Origin of the sequence: Blastococcus litoris (genome assembly GCF_003075095.1) — a bacterium.
GTDB classification, from domain to species: domain Bacteria; phylum Actinomycetota; class Actinomycetes; order Mycobacteriales; family Geodermatophilaceae; genus Blastococcus_B; species Blastococcus_B litoris.
Genome location: NZ_QCZF01000004.1, coordinates 350395 through 370489, shown reverse-complemented (window position 1 = coordinate 370489; position 20095 = coordinate 350395). Strand labels below are relative to the sequence as shown.

Sequence of the window (20095 nt, the reverse complement as noted above, 5' to 3'; positions counted from 1 at the left end):
GCCCCGACCCTAGGAGGACCGCTCCTCCCCCACATCTCGCGCCTGGTGCTCGCGGTGCGGCGGGCCACCTCGCGGTGCACCGCGAGGACGACCGCTCCGCGTCGAGGTCGACCGGCGATCACGATCCGCCGTTCCGGGGAGCCGGAACCGTCCCGGCTCCCTAGGCTCCTGGGCGGAAGACGCCGTCGCAGGCGTTGGCAGGAGTGCAAGGGGGCGCTCATGTCCGGAACCATCACCACCGACGCCGGCGGCAGCTCGTCGGCAGGCCCGGCAGCCGGAGGCGGCCGGTCGGTGAAGTCGATAGCCATCTGGACGGCGGTCGCCGTGGTCGGCGCCGTCTGCTGGGGTGTGCTGGCCATCGCCCGCGGCGAGACGATCTCGGCGCTGTGGCTGTTGTTCGCGGCGCTGTGCTCGTACGCGATCGCCTACCGCTTCTACTCGCGGTTCATCACCTACAAGGTGCTGCGCGCCGACGACCGGCGGGCCACCCCCGCCGAGCGCCTGGAGAACGGCGTCGACTTCGACGTCACCGACCGCCGCGTGCTCTTCGGCCACCACTTCGCCGCCATCGCCGGCGCCGGTCCGCTGGTCGGACCCGTGCTCGCGGCGCAGATGGGCTACCTGCCCGGCACCATCTGGATCGTCGTCGGCGTCATCTTCGCCGGGGCGGTGCAGGACATGACCGTCCTGTTCTTCTCCATGCGCCGCAACGGCAAGAGCCTGGGCCAGATGGTCCGCGAGGAGATCGGCATCGTCGGCGGCATCGCCGCGCTGATCGCCGTCTTCGCCATCATGATCATCATCCTGGCGGTGCTCGCGCTGATCGTGGTGAACGCGCTGGCCGAGTCGCCGTGGGGCGTCTGGTCGATCGGGCTCACCATCCCGATCGCGCTGTTCATGGGCGTCTACCTGCGCCGGCTCCGGCCGGGGAGGGTGCTCGAGGCGACCGGCATCGGCGTCGTTCTCCTCCTGCTGGCCATCATCAGCGGCGGGTGGATCGAGGACAGCGGCCTGGGCGACGCGCTGACCCTCTCCAAGGAGTGGCTGGTCGTGGCGCTGGTGATCTACGGCTTCGTCGCCTCGGTCCTGCCGGTGTGGCTGCTGCTGACCCCGCGCGACTACCTGTCGACGTTCATGAAGATCGGTGTGATCGCGCTGCTGGCGGTGAGCCTGCTGGTCGCGCGGCCGGTGCTCCAGGCCGACGCGGTGAGCGACTTCGCACGCGACGGCACGGGGCCGGTCTTCGCCGGGTCGCTGTTCCCCTTCGTGTTCATCACGATCGCGTGCGGGGCGCTGTCCGGATTCCACGCGCTGATCTCGTCCGGGACGACGCCGAAGATGGTGGCCAAGGAGAGCCAGGTCCGGCTGATCGGCTACGGCGGCATGCTGATGGAGTCCTTCGTCGCCATCAGCGCCCTGATCGCCGCGGTCGTCATCGACCAGGGGCTGTACTTCGCCATGAACGCGCCCGCCGGAGCGACCGGCGGGACGGTGGAGTCGGCCGCGACGTTCGTGCAGGGCCTCGGCTTCGACACCTCGGCGCAGGACCTGGCCGCGGCCTCGGCAGCGGTGCAGGAGGACACCCTCATCTCGCGGACCGGAGGCGCCCCGGCGCTCGCGGTGGGCCTCGCGCAGGTGTTCAGCCAGGCGTTCGGCGGCGGCGGCCAGGCGTTCTGGTACCACTTCGCGATCATGTTCGAGGCGCTGTTCATCCTCACCGCCGTCGACGCCGGCACCCGGGTGGGCCGGTTCATGCTGCAGGACACGATCGGCAACGTCTGGAAGAAGTTCGGCGACCTGTCGTGGCGGCCGGGCAACATCATCGCCAGCGCCATCGTCGTCGGGCTGTGGGGCTCGGTGCTCTACATCGGCGTCACCGACCCGCTCGGCGGGGTCAACCAGCTCTTCCCGCTGTTCGGCATCGCCAACCAGCTGCTCGCCGCGATCGCGCTGACGCTGGTGACGGTGCTGCTGATCAAGCACGGGAAGCTGCGCTACGCCTGGGTGTCGGCGGTACCGCTGGTGTGGGACCTCGTGGTCACCATGACGGCGAGCTGGCAGAAGGTCTTCTCCGGCGACCCGCGGGTCGGCTATTTCACCCAGGCGGGCATCTACCGCGACGCACAGGAGGCCGGGGAGGTCCTCGCGCCGGCGCAGGACCAGGGCCAGATGGACCAGGTCATCTTCAACTCGACCCTCAACGGCATCCTGCAGGCGGTCTTCGCCCTGCTGGTGCTCGTCGTCGCCGCGCACGCCGCGGTGGTGATCGCGCGGGCGATCAGGGCCGGTGGGCTGCCGACCACGGAGGAACCGGCGGTGCCGTCGAACATCGTGGAGCCCGCGGGTCTCATCCCCACGGCGGCGGAGAAGCGGGCGATGGCCGAGCACGAGCGGCTGGTCGGTGCCGGCAGCGGGCGCAGCGAGGCGGAGGAGAAGTGACCGCCGCGCTGACCCGCGCCTGGCACGGCGTGCGCTGGTACCTGAAGGAGTTCACCGGCGAGGCGCGGTGGGACGACTACCTGTCCCACTGCGCCCAGCACGGGCACACGCCGATGTCCCGCTACGAGTTCGAGCGGGCGCGCACCGACGCCCAGGAGCGGAACCCGGTCAGCCGCTGCTGCTGAGCAGGTTCCTGGCTCACCGTTTCGGGTCCTGGCTCACCGTCGACCGTGAGCCAGGACCCGTGACGATCAGCCGACCTGATCACTACGGGGGTCAGGCCCAGCGGGTGCGCATGGACAGGGCGGCGAGGGTGGCGGCGCCGGCGGTGGAGGTGCGCAGCACCTCCGGGCCCAGGCGCACCGCCTCGGCACCGGCGGCGCGGAAGGCGACGACCTCGCCGTCGGTGAGCCCGCCCTCGGGTCCGACGATGACGGCGATCGTCCCCTCCCGCGGGATCTCCAGCCCCGACAGCGGACGGCGGGCCTGCTCGTGCAGGACGACGGCCAGGTCCACGTCGGCGAGCATCCCGCACACCTCGCGGGTGGTCATCGGGCCGGTCACCTCGGGCACCCGCGGACGCCGCGACTGCTTCGCCGCCGTGCGGGCCGAGGCCTGCCACTTGGCCACGCCCTTGGCGATGCGGTCGTCGCGCCAGCGGGTCACGCAGCGCGACGCCGTCCACGGCACGACCCGGTCGACGCCGAGCTCGGTGGCCAGCTCCACGGCCAGTGGCCCGCGGTCACCCTTCGGCAGCGCCTGCACCAGCACGAACTCGGGGCTCGGCGCCGGCACCTCGAGCCGCGCGGTGACGGCGACCCGCAGGCCCTCGGCACCGGCGGAGACGACGTCGCCCTCGGCGACCGTCCCCTGGCCGTCGCCGACCCGCACCCGCTCCCCCGGCGCGAGCCGGAGCACCTCGACGGCGTGCCGGCCCTCGGGCCCGTCCACCAGCAGCTCGGCGGTCTCGGGGAGGGTGTCGAGCAGGAACAGCGGGGCGCCGTCCAGCTCCGGGACGCCGACGTCGGTCATCTCAGCGCCCGTTGAACGCGTCGCGGACGCGGGAGAACAGCCCGCCCTGCGCCTCGCGGTGCGAGTCGGCCTGGTCCTCGCCGCGCAGGGCGGCCAGCTCGCGCAGCAGCTTCTCCTGCTCGGCGTCCAGGCGGGTCGGGGTGGCCACCTCGACGTGGACGAGCAGGTTGCCGCGGCCGGTGCCGCGCAGCCGCGGCGCGCCGTGCGCCCGCAGGGTCAGCACGCTGCCCGACTGGGTGCCCGGCTTGATGTCCAGGTCCTCCTCGCCGTCCAGCGTCTTGAGGTTCAGCGTCGTCCCGAGCGCGGCCGACGTCATCGGCAGGGTGACCCGGCAGTGCAGGTCCTCGCCGTCGCGGGTGAAGACGTCGTGCGGCCGCTCGTGCACCTCGACGTAGAGGTCGCCGGCCGGGCCGCCACCGGGGCCGACCTCGCCCTGGCCGGTGAGCCGGATCCGCATGCCGTCCTCGACGCCCGCGGGCACCTTCACCTGCAGGGTGCGCCGTGCCCGGACGCGCCCGTCGCCGCCGCACTCGCGGCAGGGCTCGGGGATGACCTGACCCGTGCCGGCGCAGGTCGGGCAGACCCGGCTCGAGACGACCTGGCCGAGGAAGCCGCGCTGGACGCTCTGCACCTCGCCCCGGCCGGAGCAGGTGGTGCAGGTGGTCGGGTGGGTGCCCGGCGCAGTGCCGGCGCCGGTGCACACGGTGCACAGGACGGCGGTGTCGACGGTGATGTCCTTCGTCGTCCCGAAGACCGTCTCGTCCAGCTCCAGCTCGACCGGGATGAGCGCGTCGCGACCGGCGCGGGTGCGGCTGCGCGGGCCGCGGGTGGCCGCCCCGCCGAAGAACGCGTCCATGATGTCGCCGAGCCCGCCGAACCCGGCGCCGCCGAAGCCGCCGGCGCCGCCGCCGCTGCCGCCCGGGTCGAACGGGTCGCCGCCCAGGTCGACGATGCGGCGCTTCTCCGGGTCGGTCAGCGCCTCGTAGGCGCGGGTGACCTCCTGGAACCGCTCCTTGGCACCCGGGTCGGGGTTGACGTCGGGGTGCAGGTCGCGCGCCATCTTGCGGTAGGCGCGCTTGATGTCGCTGTCACTGGCGTCGTGGGACACGCCCAGTACGCCGAAGTAGTCGGTCGCCATCGAGAAGTCTCAGCCTCAGCTCTCGGCCAGCAGGTGGCCGACGTAGCGGGCCACGGCGCGAACCGCGGCCATGTTCATCGGGTAGTCCATGCGGGTCGGCCCCACGACACCCAGCCCACCCAGGGCCCGGTCGCCGGCGCCGTAGCCGACGGAGACGAAGGATGCCCCGGTGAGTGCCTCGTGGGCGTTCTCCTCACCGATGCGCACCAGCACCGTGCTCGCGTCCACCTGGCTCATCAACCGCAGGACGACCACCTGTTCTTCCAGCGCCTCCAGCAGCGGCCGGACGGTGCCCGGGAAGTCGAGCGCGTTGCCCCGCGCGAGGTTCGCCGTCCCGCCGATGACCAGCCGGTCCTCGCTCGGCTCGACCAGGGTCTCCAGCAGGGTCGCGCTGACGGTGGCGACCAGCCCGCGCAGGTGCGGCGGCGCCGTCTCCAGCAGGTCGGGCACCTTGCCTCCGGCGTCGACGAGCTTCACCCCCACGAACGCGGAGTTCAACAGCGTCCGCAGCTCGGCCACGGCTTCGGCGTCGACGTCCACGGGGGTGTCGACGACCCGCTGCTCGACCCGCCCGGTGTCGGTGATGAGGACCAGCATGAGCCGGGCCGCCGCGAGCTGCACCACCTCGAGGTGGCGCACGGCGCTCCGGGACAGGGTCGGGTACTGGACGACGGCCACCTGGCGGGTGAGCTGGGCCAGCAGCCGGACGCTGCGGCTGAGCACGTCGTGCAGGTCGACCGCGCCGTCGAGGAAGCGCTCGATCGCGCGGCGCTCGGCGGTCGACAGCGGCTTGACCGCCGAGAGCCGGTCGACGAACAGGCGGTAGCCCTTGTCCGTGGGCACCCGGCCGGCGCTGGTGTGCGGCTGGGTGATGTAGCCCTGCTCCTCCAGCACCGCCATGTCGTTGCGGATGGTGGCCGGGGAGACGCCGAGGTCGTGCCGCTCGGCGAGGGCCTTGCTGCCCACGGGGTCGTTGGTGGAGACGTAGTCCTGGACGATGGCCCGGAGGACCTCCAGGCGGCGTTCGTCGTGCGCCACGGTGACACCTCCCCGTACCGGTCGACGTCCCGCGCGGCACCGTGAACCTGGCACTCGCACGGGCAGAGTGCCAGGCCAGCATATCTCCGCAGAGCCGTGCCGTCGCGTGGCTCGCGGCGAGCCTCACCCCCTCCGGTGGGCGGGGGCGGAGGCCAGGGCCGACGGCTAGGGTGGATCCGTCGGCGCCCTCGCGCGGGGCAGAGAGCGGAGGTCGGTTCCCTGATCTTCAAAGCTGTTCGTGACGGCCGCCCGTACCCCGACCACGGCTTGTCGACCCGGGACTGGGCGATGATCCCGCCCCGGCAGGTGCGGATGGACACGTTGACGACGACGAAGAAGGAGCTGGCGCTCGACGCCCTCCTCGCCGACGACTCCACGTTCTACGGCGACCTCTTCCCGCACGCGGTGCAGTGGCACGGCGAGCTGTACCTGGAGGACGGCCTGCACCGCGCCCTGCGCGCGGCCCTGCAGCAGCGCAACGTGATCCACGTCCGCGTGCTGGACCTGGATGCGCTCACCCCCGTCCAGGCGCCGTCCGGGCCCGCGACCGCGTCGATCCCCACCCAGCCGCCGGTTCCCAACCCGCGCCGGCTCTGACGCCTGCGCGCGTCGCACGTCACACAGTCCCGCTGTCGATCGTGATCGGTTCGTGATCGACAGCGCGTCCAGGGCACCCCTAGGTTCGGTTAGGCATACCTAACCCCCTCGCCCGGTCGACGCCTGCGCGGAGGACCGGACCACCCTGGAAGGACACCATGCCCCGCGCATCGCGACTGGTCGCGCTCTCCGCAGCCGTACTCCTCACCGGCGGCCTCGCGGCCTGCTCGTCGTCCGAGGAGGAGGCCCAGGCCGACACCGGCGGCGACTTCGCCCCCATCACCATCGAGCACGCCCTCGGGACGACGACGATCGAGTCCAAGCCCGAGCGCGTCGCCACGGTGCAGTGGGCCAACCACGAGGTGCCGCTGGCGCTGGGCGTGGTCCCCGTCGGCATGGCCGCCGCCAACTTCGGCGACGACGACGGCGACGGCCTCCTCCCCTGGGTCTCCGAGCGGCTCGAGGAGCTCGACGCGGAGACCCCGGTCCTGTTCGACGAGACCGACGGCATCGACTTCGAGGCCGTGGCGGACACGAACCCCGACGTCATCCTCGCCGGCTACTCGGGCCTCACGCAGGAGGACTACGACACCCTCAGCGAGATCGCCCCGGTCGTGGCCTACCCCGAGGCCCCGTGGGCGACGCCGTGGCGCGAGATGATCGAGATCAACGCGAAGGGCATGGGGATGGAGCAGGAGGGCGAGGAGCTCGTCGCCAGCCTGGAGCAGGACATCGCCGACGCCGCCGCCGAGCACCCGCAGCTCGAGGGCAAGGCGACCATGTTCCTCACCCACGTCGACACCACCGACCTGAGCGAGGTCAGCTACTACACGCCGTTCGACACCCGGAGCGCCTTCTTCGAGGACCTCGGGCTGACCACCCCCGGCAGCGTGGCGGACGCGTCGACCGACCCCGAGCAGTTCTCCGGCACGATCAGCGCCGAGCAGGTCGACACGTTCGACGACGTCGACATCATCGTCACCTACGGCGACCAGGCCCTGGTCGACGCCCTGAACGCCGACCCGCTGCTCTCGCAGATCCCGGCCGTGAAGAACGGGGCCATCGTCCTGCTCCCCGACACCCCGCTGGGCACCGCGGCGAACCCGACGCCGCTGGCGATCGGCTACGTGCTCGAGGACTACCTGTCGATGCTCGCCGAGGCAGCTGACAAGGGGCAGTGACCACCGCTCCTCCCGTCCCGGCCCCGGGTGCCGCCGTCGTGCGGCGCCCGGGGTCGGTCCGGTTCCTCTGGCTCCTGGCGGTGCTCGCGCTGCTGGTTGCCCTCATGGCCGCCTCCGTCGCGGTGGGGTCGCGCGACGTGGACTGGTCGGACATCGTCGCCGCCCTCGGCGGGTCGACGGAGAACATCGGCCAGGCGGCCGTCACCAAGCGGATCCCCCGCACGCTGCTCGCCGTCGCCGTGGGCGCGGCGCTGGGCCTGTCCGGTGCGGTCATGCAGGGGGTCACCCGGAACCCGCTGGCCGACCCGGGCGTCCTCGGCATCAACATGGGGGCCTCCCTCGCCGTCGTCGCCGGCCTGGCGTGGTTCGGCCTGTTCTCCTCGACGGCCATCATCTGGACGGCGATCGCCGGAGCGGCCGTCGCGGCCGTCTTCGTCTACGCGGTGGGCTCGCTGGGCCGCGGCGGTCCGACGCCGCTCAAGCTGGCCCTCGCCGGGGCGGCCACCTCCGCCGCGCTCACCTCGTTCATCACCGCCGTCGCCCTGCCGCGCGGTGACATCGCCGAGAGCGTGCAGTCGTGGGAGATCGGCGGCGTCGGCGGCGCCACCTTCGACAGCATCGGCACGGTCCTGCCCTTCCTGGCGGTGGGCTTCGCCGTCAGCCTCCTGTCCGCGCGCAGCCTCAACTCCCTGGCACTGGGCGACGAGCTGGCGGCCGGCCTGGGTGAGCGCGTCGCCCTGGCCCGGGGCGTCGCGGCCCTCGGCTCGGTCCTGCTCTGCGGCGCCGCCACCGCGGTCGCCGGCCCCATCGGCTTCGTGGGCCTCGTCGTCCCGCACCTGTGCCGGCTGCTCGTCGGCGTCGACCACCGGTGGATGCTGCCCTTCTCGGCGCTGACCGGGGCCTGCCTGCTCACCGCCACCGACGTCCTCGGCCGCATCGTGGCCCGGCCGTCGGAGATCGACGTCGGCATCATCACCGCGCTGGTCGGCGCGCCCTTCTTCATCTGGATCGTCCGCCGGCAGAAGGTGCGCGAGCTGTGACCGCCGTCGTCCCCCCGCCGTCGGAGCTCGTCGACGCCGTGGCGCGCAACCGGGTCCGCCGGGCCGCCCGCCGCCGCCTCGTCGTCGCCGTCCTGGCCGCGCTCGTGGTCGTCGCGTTCCTGGCGGCCCTCATGGTCGGGCAGACCTTCTACCCGCCCGGCGACGTCCTGCGGGTGGTGTTCGGCGAGCAGGTGCCCGGCGCCTCCTTCACCGTCGGCCGGCTGCGCCTGCCCCGTGCGGTGCTCGCGGTCGTGGCCGGGCTGAGCTTCGGCCTGGCCGGCGTCACCTTCCAGACGATGCTCCGCAACCCGCTGGCCAGCCCGGACGTCATCGGCATCAGCGCCGGAGCCAGCGCCGCCGCCGCGTTCGCCATCGTCGTCCTCGGCTGGAGCGGCACCGCCGTCTCGGTCACCGCGATCGTCGCCGCGCTCGTGGTCGCCCTGCTCGTCTACCTGCTGGCCTTCAAGGACGGCGTCGCCGGCACCCGGCTCATCCTCATCGGCATCGGCGTGGCCGCGATGTCGCGCAGCTTCATCGCCTACGTGCTCGACCAGGCAGGGGCCTGGGACTTCGCCGAGGCGTTGCGCTGGCTGACCGGCAGCCTCAACGGCAGCACCTGGGAGGCGACGGTGCCGGCGCTGGTCGCGCTCGTCGTCCTCGGGCCGGTCCTGCTCGCGCAGACGCGGGAGCTGGGAGCGCTGCAGCTCGGCGACGACACGGCGTCGGCCCTGGGGATCCGGGTGGAGCGCACCCGGGTCGTGGCCATCGTCGCGGCGGTGGGGCTGATCGCCTTCGCCACGGCCGCGTGCGGCCCGATCGCGTTCGTCTCCTTCCTCGCCGGGCCCATCGCGGCGCGGATCGTCGGCCCCGACGGCTCGCTGCTGGTCCCGGCGGCCCTGGTCGGCGCGCTGCTGGTGCTGGTCGCCGACCTGGTCGGGCAGTTCGCCCTCGGGACGCGCTTCCCGGTCGGCGTCGTCACCGGTGTGCTCGGGGCGCCCTACCTGATCTACCTGATCGTCCGCACGAACCGCGCCGGAGGCAGCCTGTGACCGCCACCCATTCGCTGACCGCCGAGGAGCTGACGCTCGCGTACGGGGAGCGGACGGTCATCGAGGGCCTCGACCTGGTCGTCCCGGCCGGGAGGATCACCGGCATCGTCGGGGCCAACGCGTGCGGCAAGTCGACCCTGCTCCGCTCGATGTCCCGGCTGCTGGCACCCCGGGTCGGCCACGTCCTGCTCGACGGCCGCTCCGTGCACCGCATGCCGGCCAAGGAGCTGGCCCGCACCCTCGGCCTGCTCCCCCAGTCGCCGATCGCGCCGGAGGGCATCACCGTGGCCGACCTCGTGGGCCGCGGCCGGCACCCGCACCAGGGCGTGTTCACCCGGTGGAGCCGGGAGGACGACGCCGCCGTGGCCGCGGCCCTGGAGGCGACGCAGACGACGGAGCTGGCCGAGCGGAGCGTGGACGAGCTGTCGGGCGGGCAGCGGCAGCGGGTCTGGATCGCCATGGCCCTGGCCCAGCAGACCGACCTGCTGCTGCTCGACGAGCCGACGACGTTCCTCGACGTCGCCCACCAGGTCGAGGTGCTCGACCTGCTGACCGACCTCAACCGGACGCGTGGCACGACCGTGGTCATGGTGCTGCACGACCTGAACCTCGCTGCCCGCTACGCCGACCACCTCGTCGCGCTAGCCGACGGGCGGGTGCACGCCGTCGGCCAGCCGGCCGAGGTGCTCACCGAGGACACGGTCCGGGCGGTGTTCGGGCTGGACAGCCGGGTCATCTCCGACCCCACGTCGGGGCGGCCGCTGATGCTGCCGATCGGCCGGCACCACATGGCGCCGGCCGCGACGGCCTAGAGCCAGCCCTTCTCCGCCGCCACCCGCGCCGCCTCGACGCGGGTCCGGGCACCGGTCTTGCCGATGGCCGAGGACAGGTAGTTGCGCACCGTCCCCTCCGAGAGGAACAGCCGCCCGGCGATGTCGGCGACCGTGGCCCCGTCGACCGCCGCGCGCAGGACGTCGGCCTCCCGCGCCGAGAGCGGCGTCGCGCCGATGGCCAGGGCGGCGGCGGCCAGCTCCCGGTCGATCACCCGCTCGCCGGTCATCACCGCCCTGATCCCGCGGGCCAGCTCGGCGACCGGCGCGTCCTTCACGAGGAACCCCGCGGCGCCGACCTCCATGGCCCGGCGCAGGAACCCGGGCCGGCCGAACGTCGTGAGGATGACCGCCCGGCAGCCGGGGACGGCGGTGGCGAGCGCGCGGGCGGCCTCGATGCCGTCGCCGCCGGGCATCTCGATGTCGAGCAGCGCGACGTCCGGCCGGTGCTCGCGGGCGGCGTCGACGACGGCGTCCCCGCGACCGACCTCGGCCACCACCTCGAGGTCCTCCTCCAGCTCCAGGAGCGCCCGCAGCGCGCCGCGGACCAGCGTCTGGTCCTCGGCGATCAGCACCCGGATCACCTCGGCACCGCCTCGGCGGCCGGCACCCGCGCCGGGACGACGGCGGTGAGCACGAAGCCCCTCCCCGCGGCGGGGCCGGACTCCAGCCGCCCGCCGACCGCCGCCACGCGCTCGGCCAGACCGGCCAGACCGGCACCGCGCGGCGCCGTCCCGCCCCGGCCGTCGTCGGTGACGGTGAGCGTGACGGCGTCCGCGCCGGTGACCAGGTCGACCGCCACCGACCGTGCCCCGCTGTGCCGGAGCACGTTCGTCGTCGCCTCCCGCACCACCCAGCCGAGGACGGCGTCGACGGCGCCGGGCAGCGGCTCCCCCGGCGCGGGGACGCGCAGCGTGATGCCCGCCGCCGACAGGGCCGAGCGGGCCTCGGCGAGCGCCTGCGCCAGGCTGACCTGCCGGTAGCCGCTGACGGCGTCGCGCACCTCGGCCAGCGCGCCGCGCGCGGCGGCCTCGACGTCGGCCATCTCCTGGCGGGCCCGCACCGGGTCGCGCTCGGCGAGCCGGCCGGCCAGCTCGCTCTTCAGCGCGATGAGCGACAGGCTGTGGCCCAGCAGGTCGTGCAGGTCGCGGGCGAAGCGCATGCGCTCCTCGGCGACGGCGCTGCGGGCCAGCTCGTCGCGCGCCTCGCTCAGCTCGGCGTTGAGGGAGACCAGGGCTCGCGTCCCCCGCAGCGCGAACGCGGTGAGCACGCACATGACCGGGAGGATGAAGACGTCCTCGAGCAGGCCCTCGCGGGCGATGACGGACGCGCAGACCGCCGTCGCGGCCAGCACCGCCGGCCAGACCCATCGCTGGGGCAGGGTGACCGCCACCGCGGCCGACAGGTAGATCATCAGACCGGCCCAGGCCGTCCCCATGGTGACGGCGAGACCGACGCCCAGGACGGCCACCAGCGCCAGCTCCCGGTAGGCCGGGGCGCAACCGCGGGCGAAGGCCCGGCCGAACACCATCAGGTAGACGACGGTGAAGACGACCAGCGCGGCGCCCGCGACGATCCGGACGGCGACCGGCCGGGGCTCGGTGACCAGGTCGGCGAGCGGGAAGAGCTGGAACAGCAGCCACGGCGACGCCCACGCCAGCTCGCCCCAGCGCGGCCGCCACCCGCGGCTCCCGTGCTCCACGCCCGGCACCGTAGCCCGGCTCAGCCCGCGACCGCGTGCAGCGGACGACGCCGGGCCACGGTCACCGCGAGGGCGGCGAACCCCGCGGTGAAGCCGGCCAGCACCAGGGCCGCCGTCCCCGAGGGCACGGCTCCGGCGGCGACGTCGCGACCCAGTTCGGCGTACCAGTACGACGGCATCGCGTGCGCCACGGTGCGCAGCGACTCGGGGAACACCTCCACCGGTGCCCACAGGCCGCCGAGGGTCGCGAGCACGACCCCGACGAAGCCCATCGCTCCCCCGGCGGCCTTCTCGTCCAGGGCGAGGCCGAGCAGGATGCCCAGGGCGACGAACGTGATCGCGCCGATCCAGAGCACTCCGACCAGCGCCAGCCACTGGCCCAGGCCCAGCTGGACGTCGTTCACGAACCGCCCGACCAGCGCCACGACGACGAGGCTGGGCAGGGTGAGCAGCGACCCGACCGCGACGTCGACGGCGAGCACCTGGGTCTGCGGCACCGGAGTCACGCGCAGCTGCCGCAGCCAGCCCGACGCTCGGTCGAACGAGATGCGGATGGTCGCGCCCAGGGCGGCGCCGAGCCCGCCGTAGGCCATCATCGAGACCATGTAGAGGGCCGCCTGCTCCTGGTACTCCACCGGGCCCGACGCCATGCCGCCGAAGATCTTGGTGAAGAAGATCGTGAACAGCGCCGGCAGCACCACGGTGAAGATCAGGTACTGGCGGTTGCGCGCGACCCGGCGCAGCTGGAAGGCGAACAGCGGGTTCATCGCACGGCTCCGATCGTCGAGGTGAGGGTGAGGACGGCGTCCTCGAGGCTGGCGCCGCGGACCTCCAGGTCCGGGAGCGGGGTGCCGGCGGCCAGCAGCGCCCGCAGCGTCGCCTCCGCGTCGGAGGTCGACAGCGTCACCGTGCTGCCCTGCCGGCTGGTGCCACGGACGGCCGGCAGCGCATCGAGGTCGCGGTCGTCGACAGCGGTGAAGCTGATCCGCCGCGTCGCCGCTCCCGCCTTGAGCGAGGCCGCCGAGCCGTCGGCGACGATCCGCCCGCCGGCGACCACGACCACCCGGTCGGCGACCGCGTCGGCCTCCTCGAGGTGGTGGGTGGCGAAGACGACGGTGTGCCCGCGACCGGCCAGCCCGCGCATCGTCGTCCAGAAGGCCCGGCGGCCCTCGACGTCCATGGCCGACGTCGGCTCGTCCAGGAGCAGCAGCGGCGGCTCGCCGGCCAGCGCGAGGGCGAGCAGCACCCGCTGCCGCTGACCGCCCGAGAGAGCGTCGACCGGCCGGCCCAGCAGCCCGTCGATGCCGGCGGTGACGACCAGGTCGTCGAGCGGCCACGCCGTCGGGAAGCTCCGCCGCACCAGGTCGATCACCTCGCCGACACGGGCCTCGCTCGGCAGCCCGCCGTGCTGGAGCATCGCGCCCACCCCGCCGGCGCGGATCGCGTCCTGCGGAGAGCGGCCCAGCACCTGGATGCGGCCGGCGTCGGGGTGGAGGAGGCCGAGGACGGCGTTGACGGTGGTCGACTTCCCGGCCCCGTTGGGGCCGAGCAGGGCCACCGTCTGGCCGGCGGGGACGACGAGGTCGAGGCCGTCGACAGCGGTCGTCCCGCCGTAGCGGACGGTCAGTCCGGAGATGTCCAGAGCGGGCGGTCGGTCCATGCGACGAGCGTGTCGGGACCGCGCGCCGCCAGGTAGTGCGGAACGTCGGCGATGGCGTCTGACATCCGTCAGACGCCTCAGCGCAGCGGGTCGAAGGGGCGCAGCTCGGGCGGCGCCGCGCCGCTGAGGACGGTGCGGGCGACGAGCTGCCCGGTCACCGGTCCGAGCACCATGCCCCACATGCCATGACCGCCGGCGACGAAGACGCGGGGCGAGGCCGTCGACCCGAGCAGCGGCAGCCCGTCGGCGGTGATGGGGCGGGAGCCGACCCACTCGTCCTGCCGGTCGTCGAGGTCGACGCCGGACAGGAACGGGCGGACCGCGTCGACGATCGCGGTGATGCGCCGGGGGTCGAGCGGGTCGCCGGGGCGGCGGAACTCCATCATCCCGGCGACGCGCAGCCGGTCGCCGAGCGGCGTGCACGCGACCCGCTCCTCCGGGAAGTACAGCGGGCCGCCGGGCATGCGATCGACCGGGACGCTGAAGCTGTACCCCCGACCGGCCTCCACGGTCCGGCGGACGCCGAACTGCCGGGCCAGCGCGCCGAGCCGGGCACCGGTCGCCAGGACGACGGCGTCGTGCCGGTGCTCACCCGCGGTGGTGGTGACGACGACGCCGTCGTCGGTCGCGCGCACGCCGGTGACGTTCCCGCCCTCGACGATGTCGCCGCCGCGGGCCCGCACGGCGTCCGCGAGCGACCCCACGTACTGCGGCGGGTTCAGGTAGCGCTGGCCCCAGATCCGCACCGCCGCACCGGCCTCGGAGGTCAGCAGCGGCTCCATCGCCCGCGCCTCGGCCCCCATGACCACTCGGTAGCGGAGGTCGTGCATGCCGGCGTCCTCGACGTGCCGCAGCTCGGTGAGCAGCCCCTCGCGTGCCCGCTCCGACCGGTAGACGGCGAGGAACGGCTCGCTGCGGGGAGTCGCCGCGCTCACGCCGCCGGCGGCGAGGGTGTCGAACGCGGCCAGCGCCTGCTCGGCGAGCGGCACGAAGGCGCGCATGCCGGTGCGCCACCGGCCGGGGGTGCTGTTGCGGGCGAAGGCGGCCAGGAACCGGAGCAGGCCGGCGTCGGCCCGCAGCGGCAGGTAGACCGGCGAGCTCGGGTCCAGGACGGCCTTGAGCCCGTACCGGAGGACGGCGGGCTCGGGCAGGGGCGCGACCAGGCCGGGGGTGAGCCAGCCGGCGTTGCCCCACGACGCCCCCGCCGCGACGGCGTCCCGTTCGTGGACGGTGACGCGAGCGCCGCCCTCCTGCAGGAACCAGGCGGTGGCCAGCCCCACCATCCCGGCCCCGACGACGGCGACGTCGCGGGGTGCGGCGGCGGTCATGTCAGCGGGCGGCGGCGGTGCAGGCCACGCAGGTGCCGGCGAACGGGCGCAGCTCGAGCCGCTCCTCGGGGATCTCGGCCCCGCAGCCGGTGCACCGGCCGTAGGTACCGGCCTCGACGCGGGCGAGCGCCGCGTCGATCTGCTCGATCGTGATCTTGAGGTCCGCGGCCCGGCGCTGCGCGACCGGATCGGGGACCGACTGGGCGCACTCGGCGAGGGCCTCCTCCCGCTGGCGGACGCAGTCGGCGCGCTGCTCGTCGAGCAGGGCGCGGAAACGGTCGTGGGTGCACGAGCTGGGCAGGGTGTGCGTCATGGTGCTCTCCTCGGTGAGGGGAAAAACGAAAGACGCGACCACCGGAGGTGGTACGCGTCAGGAAGGGGGATGGCCGGCGGACTCCGGAGGAGTCAACGGTGCGGCGGGGCCCGATCCTGGCTGCGGCGGAGGACGTCGAGTCCCCGCAGGCCGCGCGCTCGCCGGTTCATCGCCAGGGCGAGCAGCATCCCGCCGGTCAGGGCGGGGACGCCGGGCGGGGAGCCCGCGTCTCGGAACGCGTACGCGTCCATCGCCGACCACCCCCTCGTCCCGCCCCGGCCTCGTTGCCGGAACTCAGCACCATAGCCCACGACCGGCGCCGCTACCCGGCCCTTTCGGGTGAGCGCCGTGTCGTTTCCTCCCGCGGGTGCGGTACGGGGCACCCGCCCGGGAACGTGCCGAGGTCCGCGAGCCGGTACCCGTCCGGGTAGCTGCGGACCTGCGGCAGCTGCCGGGCGAAGTAGGGCTGCTCCCGCGGCGGGAGGAGGCGGACGACCCGCCCGCGGGCAGCGAGCCCGCCCCGGACCACAGCGCTCACCACCGGGTTCGGGCGCGGCAGGCGGAACGCGTCGAGCAGCGGGTCGTCCATGACGGCCAGGGAGATCTGCCGGACCAGGGGCGCGGGCAGCCGGTGGTTCGGCGGGAAGGTGGCGAACAGGTCGAGGGTCGCCTCCGCGACGTCGCGGGCCCCGGGGTCGAATGCGAAGTGCTCCCGTTCGTAGCGGTCGAGCAGGTGGGCGAACCCCTGCCAGGTCTCGGGCACGTCGCGGATCCCCATCCGTCGTCCGAGGTCGCGGTAGTAGTTCGCGCTGGCGATCCGCTCGGTCTCGGTGAGCCGCCGCCAGCCGTAGGCCTCGATCCACCGGATCGGCATGACGACGAAGGTGGCGAGGACGTAGCGCAGGTCGTCGTTCGGGATGCCGTGGGCGCGGTGCATCTGGTTCATCCGCCGGATCGCGGTGCGACCCTCGTCGCTGGCCGGGCCGTGCTCCAGGACGGCGTCCAGGATCAGGACCGTGTCGTCGTAGCGCTTCTGGGTGCGCTCGGTGAACTCGCCGGTGCGGGCCAGGAGGCCGCCGATGCTCGGGACGGCGTAGGTGCGGAACAGCGCGAAGCTCAGCGACTGGTTCATGTCCCACGGGAACTCGTAGGCGCCCATGAGCCGGTAGATCTCGGCGAAGTCCGTGCGCGGGTCCAGCGCCTCGATGCGCCGGCGGATCGCGAACCGTCGTCCCATACCGGCGGAGCATGCCCCGAGCTGGGGCATGGCGGAAGGTGCACGCCCATCCGTGCCCACACGGAGCGCACCTCCCCGGATACGGTGCATGGGTGGCTACGACCTGGACTTCCTCGATACGGCGGAGGTCCGCCGTCGGGTGGTTGTGCCCGTCGTGAGCAGCCTCGTCCGTGCTGACGAGCTCGAGGAGCTCGTCGTCGAGGTCGGCCGCAACAGCTTCCCGGTGGTGGGTCGGGAGAACTGGCTCAGGGTCGCGGTGAAGGCCCGCGGGGAGTGGATCGAACCTCCACGTCGCTGGCTCGTGACCGAGGCCCCGGAGGACGCGCAGTGGTTCGCCGACGAACTGTACGACCTCCTTCGTGACGAACTCGCCGAGAGCCGGTTGGCCTGGGGCGAGCTCCGCGACGGCACCTTCGAGGTGTTGCCACCCGGCCCCACCGGCTGAGGGCTTCGGGGCGCACCGTCAGTCGGTGAGGTCGCGGACGATCGCGTCGGCGAGCAGGCGGCCGCGGTCGGTGAGGACGGCGCGCCCCGCCTCGTGGGCCGCCGGGTCGAGCAGACCGCGGACGACCGAGTCCTCGGCGCGCCGTCGTCCGACGTCCGAGAGCTGGTCGATCGGCAGGCCCTCGCGCAGGCGCAGGCCCAGCATCACCGTCTCCAGCGCCCGGTCGGCGTCGTCCAGCAGCTCGGTGTCCTGCACCGGGCTGCCGCCCGCCGCCAGCCGGTCGGCGTAGGCGGCCGGGTGCTTGACGTTCCACCAGCGCAGGCCGCTGACGTGGCTGTGCGCACCCGGTCCGACGCCCCACCAGTTGGCGTTGGCCCAGTACAGCTCGTTGTGCCGGCAGCGAGCGGCGTCCGAGGTGGCCCAGTTGGACACCTCGTACCAGTCGAAGCCGGCCGACCGGAGCGTCGCGTCGGCCTGCTCGTAGCGGTCGGCGAGGACGTCGTCGTCCGGCATCGGGAGCTCGCCGCGGGAGATGCGGCGGGCCAGGCGGGTGCCCTCCTCGACGATCAGCGCGTAGGCGCTGACGTGGTCGACCGGCCCGGACAGGACGGCGTCGAGCGAAGCCGCCCAGTCGGCGTCGGTCTCCCCCGGCGTCCCGTAGATGAGGTCGAGGTTGACGTGCTCGAACCCGGTGGCGCGCGCCTCGTGCGCGGCCTCGACCGCCCGGCCCGGCGTGTGCCGGCGGTCGAGGACGGCGAGCACGTGCTCGGCGGCCGACTGCATGCCGAGGCTGACACGGGTGAACCCCGCCTCGCGCAGCCGGGAGAAGTAGGCCGTGCTCACCGTCTCCGGGTTGGCCTCGGTGGTGACCTCGACGTCGTCGGCGACCGGGAAGAGCCGGTGGACCTCGGCCAGCACGGCAGCCAGGTCGTCCGCGGGGAGCAGGGTCGGGGTGCCGCCGCCGACGAAGACGGTGGAGACGGTGGGCAGGTCGGGCCCGAGCGTCTCGGCGGCTCGGCGCAGCTCGGCGATCGCCGTCCCGGCGTACTCGGCGCGGTTGGCGCCGGGGCCGAGCTCGTCGGAGGTGTAGGTGTTGAAGTCGCAGTAGCCGCAGCGAGTGGCGCAGAACGGCACGTGCACGTAGAGCCCGAACGGCGTGCGGGCGAGTCCCTCGCGAGCGCTGTCGGGGAGCTCGAAGGCCCGGGGCGGGGTCTCGAGCAGGGGCAGGACGGTGTTCATCTGCTCCCAGTGTGCCGCGCCGGCGCCGCGGACCGGCAGGATGCGGCTGTGACGTCCGATCGAGTGGTACAGGTCGAGGTGGCGCGCGGGGTCGCGACGCTGACGCTGGACTCCCCCGCCAACCGCAACGCCCTCTCCCGCGCGATGCGGGCGCAGCTGCGGACGGCGCTCACCGACGCGCTGGCCGACGACGCGGTCCGCGTGGTCGTCCTCGACCACACCGGCCGCGTCTTCTGCTCCGGCATGGACCTGTCCGAGGCGGCGGGCGGCAGCTCCGACGACCAGGGCGTGCGCGAGTTCCCGGAACTGCTCGAGCTCGTGTGGTCCTCGCCCAAGCCGGTGGTCGGCGTGGTGCGCGGGCCGGCACGGGCGGGCGGGGTCGGGCTCGCGGCCGCCTGCGACGTCGTCGTGGCCGGCGACTCGGCCACGTTCGCCTTCTCGGAGGTTCGGCTCGGGCTCGTGCCGGCCGTGATCTCCGCCGTCGTGCTGCCGCGGATGGTGCCGCACGTCGCGCACCGGCTGATGCTCACCGGCCAGGTCTTCGACGCGTCGGTCGCCGCGGCAGGGGGGCTGGTCGACGTCACCGTGCCCGACGCCGACGTCGACGGGGAGCTGCGCGCGCAGCTCGTGCACCTGACCGCCGGCTCCCCCACCGCGCTCGCCGAGACCAAACGGCTGCTGCGCGCGCGCCAGGGCGCCCTGGCGTTCGACGACCTGCTCGACCTCTCGGCCCGGTTCTTCGCCGGCGAGGAGGGCCAGGAGGGCATCGCCGCCTTCCGGGAGAAGCGCCCCGCCCGGTGGGTCCCCGCGAGCTGAGCTCAGGCCAGGAGCAGCCGGGTCCAGGCGTCGGCCAGCCAGCTGCCGAAGCGCTCGGCCGTCCAGCCCCGCTCCCCCACGAGCAGCGCCCGGTACTCGGCCGAGTTCATGCTCCACACGACGTCGGCCACCTCGTCGTCGGTGAGGTCGTCCCGGAGCTCACCGGTGGCGCGGAGGTCGGCGGCGAACAGCCGCATGTTGGCCGCCCGACGGGCGCTGATCTCCGCCCGCAAGGCGGCGCAGTCGGCGTCGGTCACGGCGGCCTCCGCGAGGGCCCGGTGGACGGGGGCCATGCGGACGCCGATCTCGGCCACCGCCGCGGCGTAGACCGCAATCTTCTCCCTCGCCGTGGTCGCCTCGCGGACACGGCGGACGTAGTCGCGCTGAGCGGCAGGAACGGCGTGGTCGGTGCCCGAGATGCTGGTCTCGACCAGCTCCCGCAGCAGCGCCGGCTTCCGCCCGGCAGCGGCGTACACCGTGTCGACAGCGACCCCGGCCCGGTCGGCGATCGCGGAGATGGAGGTCGCCGTGTAGCCGCGCTCGGCGAACAGGTCGCGCGCTGCCAGGAGGACCGCACGACGCGTCCGAGCCGCCTGCTCCGCCCGGACGGCCGAGGTGTAGCGCCGCGTGCTCTTGACGTCCCCCGTCACCAGGGCCACGCTACCAGAATCCGTCCGAAGCTGGTTCGGACCGATTGAGGAGACCGCCATGGTCTACGCCTACACGCAGGACGTCCCGATCGACACGGCCATGTACGGCCGGATCATCGACCTGCTCGGCGACGAACCGATGGACGGGCAGCTGCTGCACCTCTGCGTCCGCAACGAGGACGGCAGCCTCCGCTACATCGACGTCTGGGAGAGCGAGGAGCAGTGCGCCCGCGCCTTCGACGAGCGGGTGCACCCCGCCGTGGACGCGGCGTTCGGCGGCCGCCGGCCGGCGACGGAGCCCACGGTCACCCGCCTCGACGTCGTCGACGTGCGCGGATCCGCGCTCGGCACCCGGGCCTGA

Annotated in this window: 23 protein-coding genes; 10 read left to right on the top strand and 13 right to left on the bottom strand. The window is 73.8% G+C overall.

The features are described from left to right. The first annotated feature begins 219 nt into the window (after positions 1-219). Positions 220-2439, top strand: a complete 2220-nt coding sequence (locus DCS98_RS11400) for a carbon starvation CstA family protein (protein WP_116451461.1) — start codon at positions 220-222, stop codon at positions 2437-2439. Beyond that, entirely contained in the window at positions 2436-2624 is a 189-nt protein-coding gene (locus DCS98_RS11395; RefSeq protein ID WP_116451460.1) for a YbdD/YjiX family protein, read from the top strand. Before DCS98_RS11400 ends, DCS98_RS11395 begins: the two co-directional genes overlap by 4 nt. A gap of 91 nt (positions 2625-2715) precedes the next feature. Here DCS98_RS11395 and DCS98_RS11390 read toward each other — a convergent pair whose 3' ends face one another. Genes DCS98_RS11390 through hrcA form a run of 3 tightly spaced genes read right to left on the bottom strand, consistent with a single transcriptional unit; the run spans position 2716 to position 5647 of the window. After that, positions 2716-3471, bottom strand: a complete 756-nt coding sequence (locus tag DCS98_RS11390; protein ID WP_116451459.1) for a 16S rRNA (uracil(1498)-N(3))-methyltransferase — start codon at positions 3469-3471, stop codon at positions 2716-2718. Between the two features lies 1 nt (position 3472). Continuing rightward, the gene (gene dnaJ, locus DCS98_RS11385; protein ID WP_116451458.1) at positions 3473-4609 is read right to left on the bottom strand and encodes a molecular chaperone DnaJ; all 1137 of its coding nucleotides are present in this window, start codon (positions 4607-4609) and stop codon (positions 3473-3475) included. Between the two features lie 15 nt (positions 4610-4624). Further along, positions 4625-5647 carry a heat-inducible transcriptional repressor HrcA gene (hrcA, locus tag DCS98_RS11380; protein WP_116451457.1) on the bottom strand — a complete coding sequence of 341 codons (1023 nt, stop codon included), beginning with the start codon at positions 5645-5647 and terminating at the stop codon, positions 4625-4627. A gap of 96 nt (positions 5648-5743) precedes the next feature. Between hrcA and DCS98_RS24175 the strand changes: the two genes are divergently transcribed. The 5 genes from DCS98_RS24175 (at position 5744) to DCS98_RS11355 (ending at position 10326) form a co-directional block, all read left to right on the top strand. Continuing rightward, positions 5744-6244, top strand: a complete 501-nt coding sequence (locus DCS98_RS24175; protein ID WP_476727144.1) for a type II toxin-antitoxin system VapB family antitoxin — start codon at positions 5744-5746, stop codon at positions 6242-6244. A gap of 158 nt (positions 6245-6402) precedes the next feature. Then, on the top strand, positions 6403-7425 hold the full coding sequence (locus DCS98_RS11370) for an iron-siderophore ABC transporter substrate-binding protein (RefSeq protein ID WP_116451456.1): 1023 nt from the start codon (positions 6403-6405) through the stop codon (positions 7423-7425). Beyond that, positions 7422-8465, top strand: coding sequence for a FecCD family ABC transporter permease (locus DCS98_RS11365; protein WP_206340198.1), 1044 nt, complete (start codon positions 7422-7424; stop codon positions 8463-8465). Before DCS98_RS11370 ends, DCS98_RS11365 begins: the two co-directional genes overlap by 4 nt. Further along, complete coding sequence (locus DCS98_RS11360; protein ID WP_116451455.1) at positions 8462-9514, top strand: FecCD family ABC transporter permease; 1053 nt, start codon at positions 8462-8464, stop codon at positions 9512-9514. Before DCS98_RS11365 ends, DCS98_RS11360 begins: the two co-directional genes overlap by 4 nt. Further along, a complete protein-coding gene (locus tag DCS98_RS11355; protein ID WP_116451454.1) occupies positions 9511-10326 on the top strand; it encodes an ABC transporter ATP-binding protein in 816 nt (271 codons plus the stop codon). Before DCS98_RS11360 ends, DCS98_RS11355 begins: the two co-directional genes overlap by 4 nt. Here the strand turns inward: DCS98_RS11355 and DCS98_RS11350 are convergent. The 8 genes from DCS98_RS11350 to DCS98_RS11315 all read right to left on the bottom strand — a co-directional run bounded on the left by DCS98_RS11350 (position 10323) and on the right by DCS98_RS11315 (position 16584). After that, a complete protein-coding gene (locus tag DCS98_RS11350; protein ID WP_241037597.1) occupies positions 10323-10919 on the bottom strand; it encodes a response regulator transcription factor in 597 nt (198 codons plus the stop codon). The genes DCS98_RS11355 and DCS98_RS11350 overlap by 4 nt on opposite strands. 5 nt (positions 10920-10924) lie before the next feature. Next, positions 10925-12046, bottom strand: coding sequence for a sensor histidine kinase (locus DCS98_RS11345; RefSeq protein ID WP_116451452.1), 1122 nt, complete (start codon positions 12044-12046; stop codon positions 10925-10927). A 20-nt stretch (positions 12047-12066) separates the two neighbouring features. Further along, positions 12067-12813: an ABC transporter permease gene (locus DCS98_RS11340; protein WP_116451451.1), complete on the bottom strand. Its 747-nt coding sequence runs from the start codon at positions 12811-12813 to the stop codon at positions 12067-12069. Then, the gene (locus DCS98_RS11335; protein ID WP_116451450.1) at positions 12810-13706 is read right to left on the bottom strand and encodes an ABC transporter ATP-binding protein; all 897 of its coding nucleotides are present in this window, start codon (positions 13704-13706) and stop codon (positions 12810-12812) included. Before DCS98_RS11335 ends, DCS98_RS11340 begins: the two co-directional genes overlap by 4 nt. 77 nt (positions 13707-13783) lie before the next feature. After that, positions 13784-15034 carry an NAD(P)/FAD-dependent oxidoreductase gene (locus DCS98_RS11330; RefSeq protein WP_116451449.1) on the bottom strand — a complete coding sequence of 417 codons (1251 nt, stop codon included), beginning with the start codon at positions 15032-15034 and terminating at the stop codon, positions 13784-13786. 1 nt (position 15035) lies between these two features. After that, positions 15036-15347, bottom strand: a complete 312-nt coding sequence (locus tag DCS98_RS11325) for a TraR/DksA family transcriptional regulator (RefSeq protein ID WP_116451448.1) — start codon at positions 15345-15347, stop codon at positions 15036-15038. Between the two features lie 92 nt (positions 15348-15439). After that, positions 15440-15598 (bottom strand): hypothetical protein, encoded by a 159-nt coding sequence (locus DCS98_RS11320; protein WP_164704516.1) that lies wholly within the window; start codon positions 15596-15598, stop codon positions 15440-15442. Positions 15599-15669: 71 nt separating this feature from the next. Beyond that, entirely contained in the window at positions 15670-16584 is a 915-nt protein-coding gene (locus DCS98_RS11315; protein ID WP_116451446.1) for an oxygenase MpaB family protein, read from the bottom strand. 88 nt (positions 16585-16672) lie between these two features. Between DCS98_RS11315 and DCS98_RS11310 the strand changes: the two genes are divergently transcribed. Next, positions 16673-17029: a hypothetical protein gene (locus DCS98_RS11310; RefSeq protein ID WP_116451445.1), complete on the top strand. Its 357-nt coding sequence runs from the start codon at positions 16673-16675 to the stop codon at positions 17027-17029. An 18-nt stretch (positions 17030-17047) separates the two neighbouring features. Here DCS98_RS11310 and hemW read toward each other — a convergent pair whose 3' ends face one another. Beyond that, the gene (gene hemW, locus DCS98_RS11305) at positions 17048-18268 is read right to left on the bottom strand and encodes a radical SAM family heme chaperone HemW (RefSeq protein ID WP_116451444.1); all 1221 of its coding nucleotides are present in this window, start codon (positions 18266-18268) and stop codon (positions 17048-17050) included. Between the two features lie 48 nt (positions 18269-18316). On the opposite strand from hemW, the gene DCS98_RS11300 reads away from it, so the two are divergent. Then, positions 18317-19084 (top strand): enoyl-CoA hydratase-related protein, encoded by a 768-nt coding sequence (locus DCS98_RS11300; RefSeq protein WP_116451443.1) that lies wholly within the window; start codon positions 18317-18319, stop codon positions 19082-19084. A gap of 2 nt (positions 19085-19086) precedes the next feature. On the opposite strand, the gene DCS98_RS11295 is transcribed toward DCS98_RS11300, so the two are convergent. Then, the gene (locus DCS98_RS11295; protein ID WP_241037596.1) at positions 19087-19734 is read right to left on the bottom strand and encodes a TetR/AcrR family transcriptional regulator; all 648 of its coding nucleotides are present in this window, start codon (positions 19732-19734) and stop codon (positions 19087-19089) included. Positions 19735-19792: 58 nt separating this feature from the next. On the opposite strand from DCS98_RS11295, the gene DCS98_RS11290 reads away from it, so the two are divergent. Beyond that, positions 19793-20095: a hypothetical protein gene (locus DCS98_RS11290; RefSeq protein ID WP_116451441.1), complete on the top strand. Its 303-nt coding sequence runs from the start codon at positions 19793-19795 to the stop codon at positions 20093-20095.

What these genes read in the sequence shown, in the direction of transcription:
- DCS98_RS11400 (WP_116451461.1), top strand. Translation starts at nt 220, where the DNA reads ATGTCCGGAACCATCACCACCGACGCCGGCGGCAGCTCGTCGGCAGGC.
- DCS98_RS11390 (WP_116451459.1), bottom strand. Translation starts at nt 3,471, where the DNA reads ATGACCGACGTCGGCGTCCCGGAGCTGGACGGCGCCCCGCTGTTCCTG.
- dnaJ (WP_116451458.1), bottom strand. Translation starts at nt 4,609, where the DNA reads ATGGCGACCGACTACTTCGGCGTACTGGGCGTGTCCCACGACGCCAGT.
- DCS98_RS11370 (WP_116451456.1), top strand. Translation starts at nt 6,403, where the DNA reads ATGCCCCGCGCATCGCGACTGGTCGCGCTCTCCGCAGCCGTACTCCTC.
- DCS98_RS11340 (WP_116451451.1), bottom strand. Translation starts at nt 12,813, where the DNA reads ATGAACCCGCTGTTCGCCTTCCAGCTGCGCCGGGTCGCGCGCAACCGC.
- DCS98_RS11335 (WP_116451450.1), bottom strand. Translation starts at nt 13,706, where the DNA reads ATGGACCGACCGCCCGCTCTGGACATCTCCGGACTGACCGTCCGCTAC.
- DCS98_RS11330 (WP_116451449.1), bottom strand. Translation starts at nt 15,034, where the DNA reads ATGACCGCCGCCGCACCCCGCGACGTCGCCGTCGTCGGGGCCGGGATG.
- DCS98_RS11325 (WP_116451448.1), bottom strand. Translation starts at nt 15,347, where the DNA reads ATGACGCACACCCTGCCCAGCTCGTGCACCCACGACCGTTTCCGCGCC.
- DCS98_RS11320 (WP_164704516.1), bottom strand. Translation starts at nt 15,598, where the DNA reads ATGGACGCGTACGCGTTCCGAGACGCGGGCTCCCCGCCCGGCGTCCCC.
- DCS98_RS11315 (WP_116451446.1), bottom strand. Translation starts at nt 16,584, where the DNA reads ATGGGACGACGGTTCGCGATCCGCCGGCGCATCGAGGCGCTGGACCCG.
- DCS98_RS11310 (WP_116451445.1), top strand. Translation starts at nt 16,673, where the DNA reads ATGGGTGGCTACGACCTGGACTTCCTCGATACGGCGGAGGTCCGCCGT.
- hemW (WP_116451444.1), bottom strand. Translation starts at nt 18,268, where the DNA reads ATGAACACCGTCCTGCCCCTGCTCGAGACCCCGCCCCGGGCCTTCGAG.
- DCS98_RS11290 (WP_116451441.1), top strand. Translation starts at nt 19,793, where the DNA reads ATGGTCTACGCCTACACGCAGGACGTCCCGATCGACACGGCCATGTAC.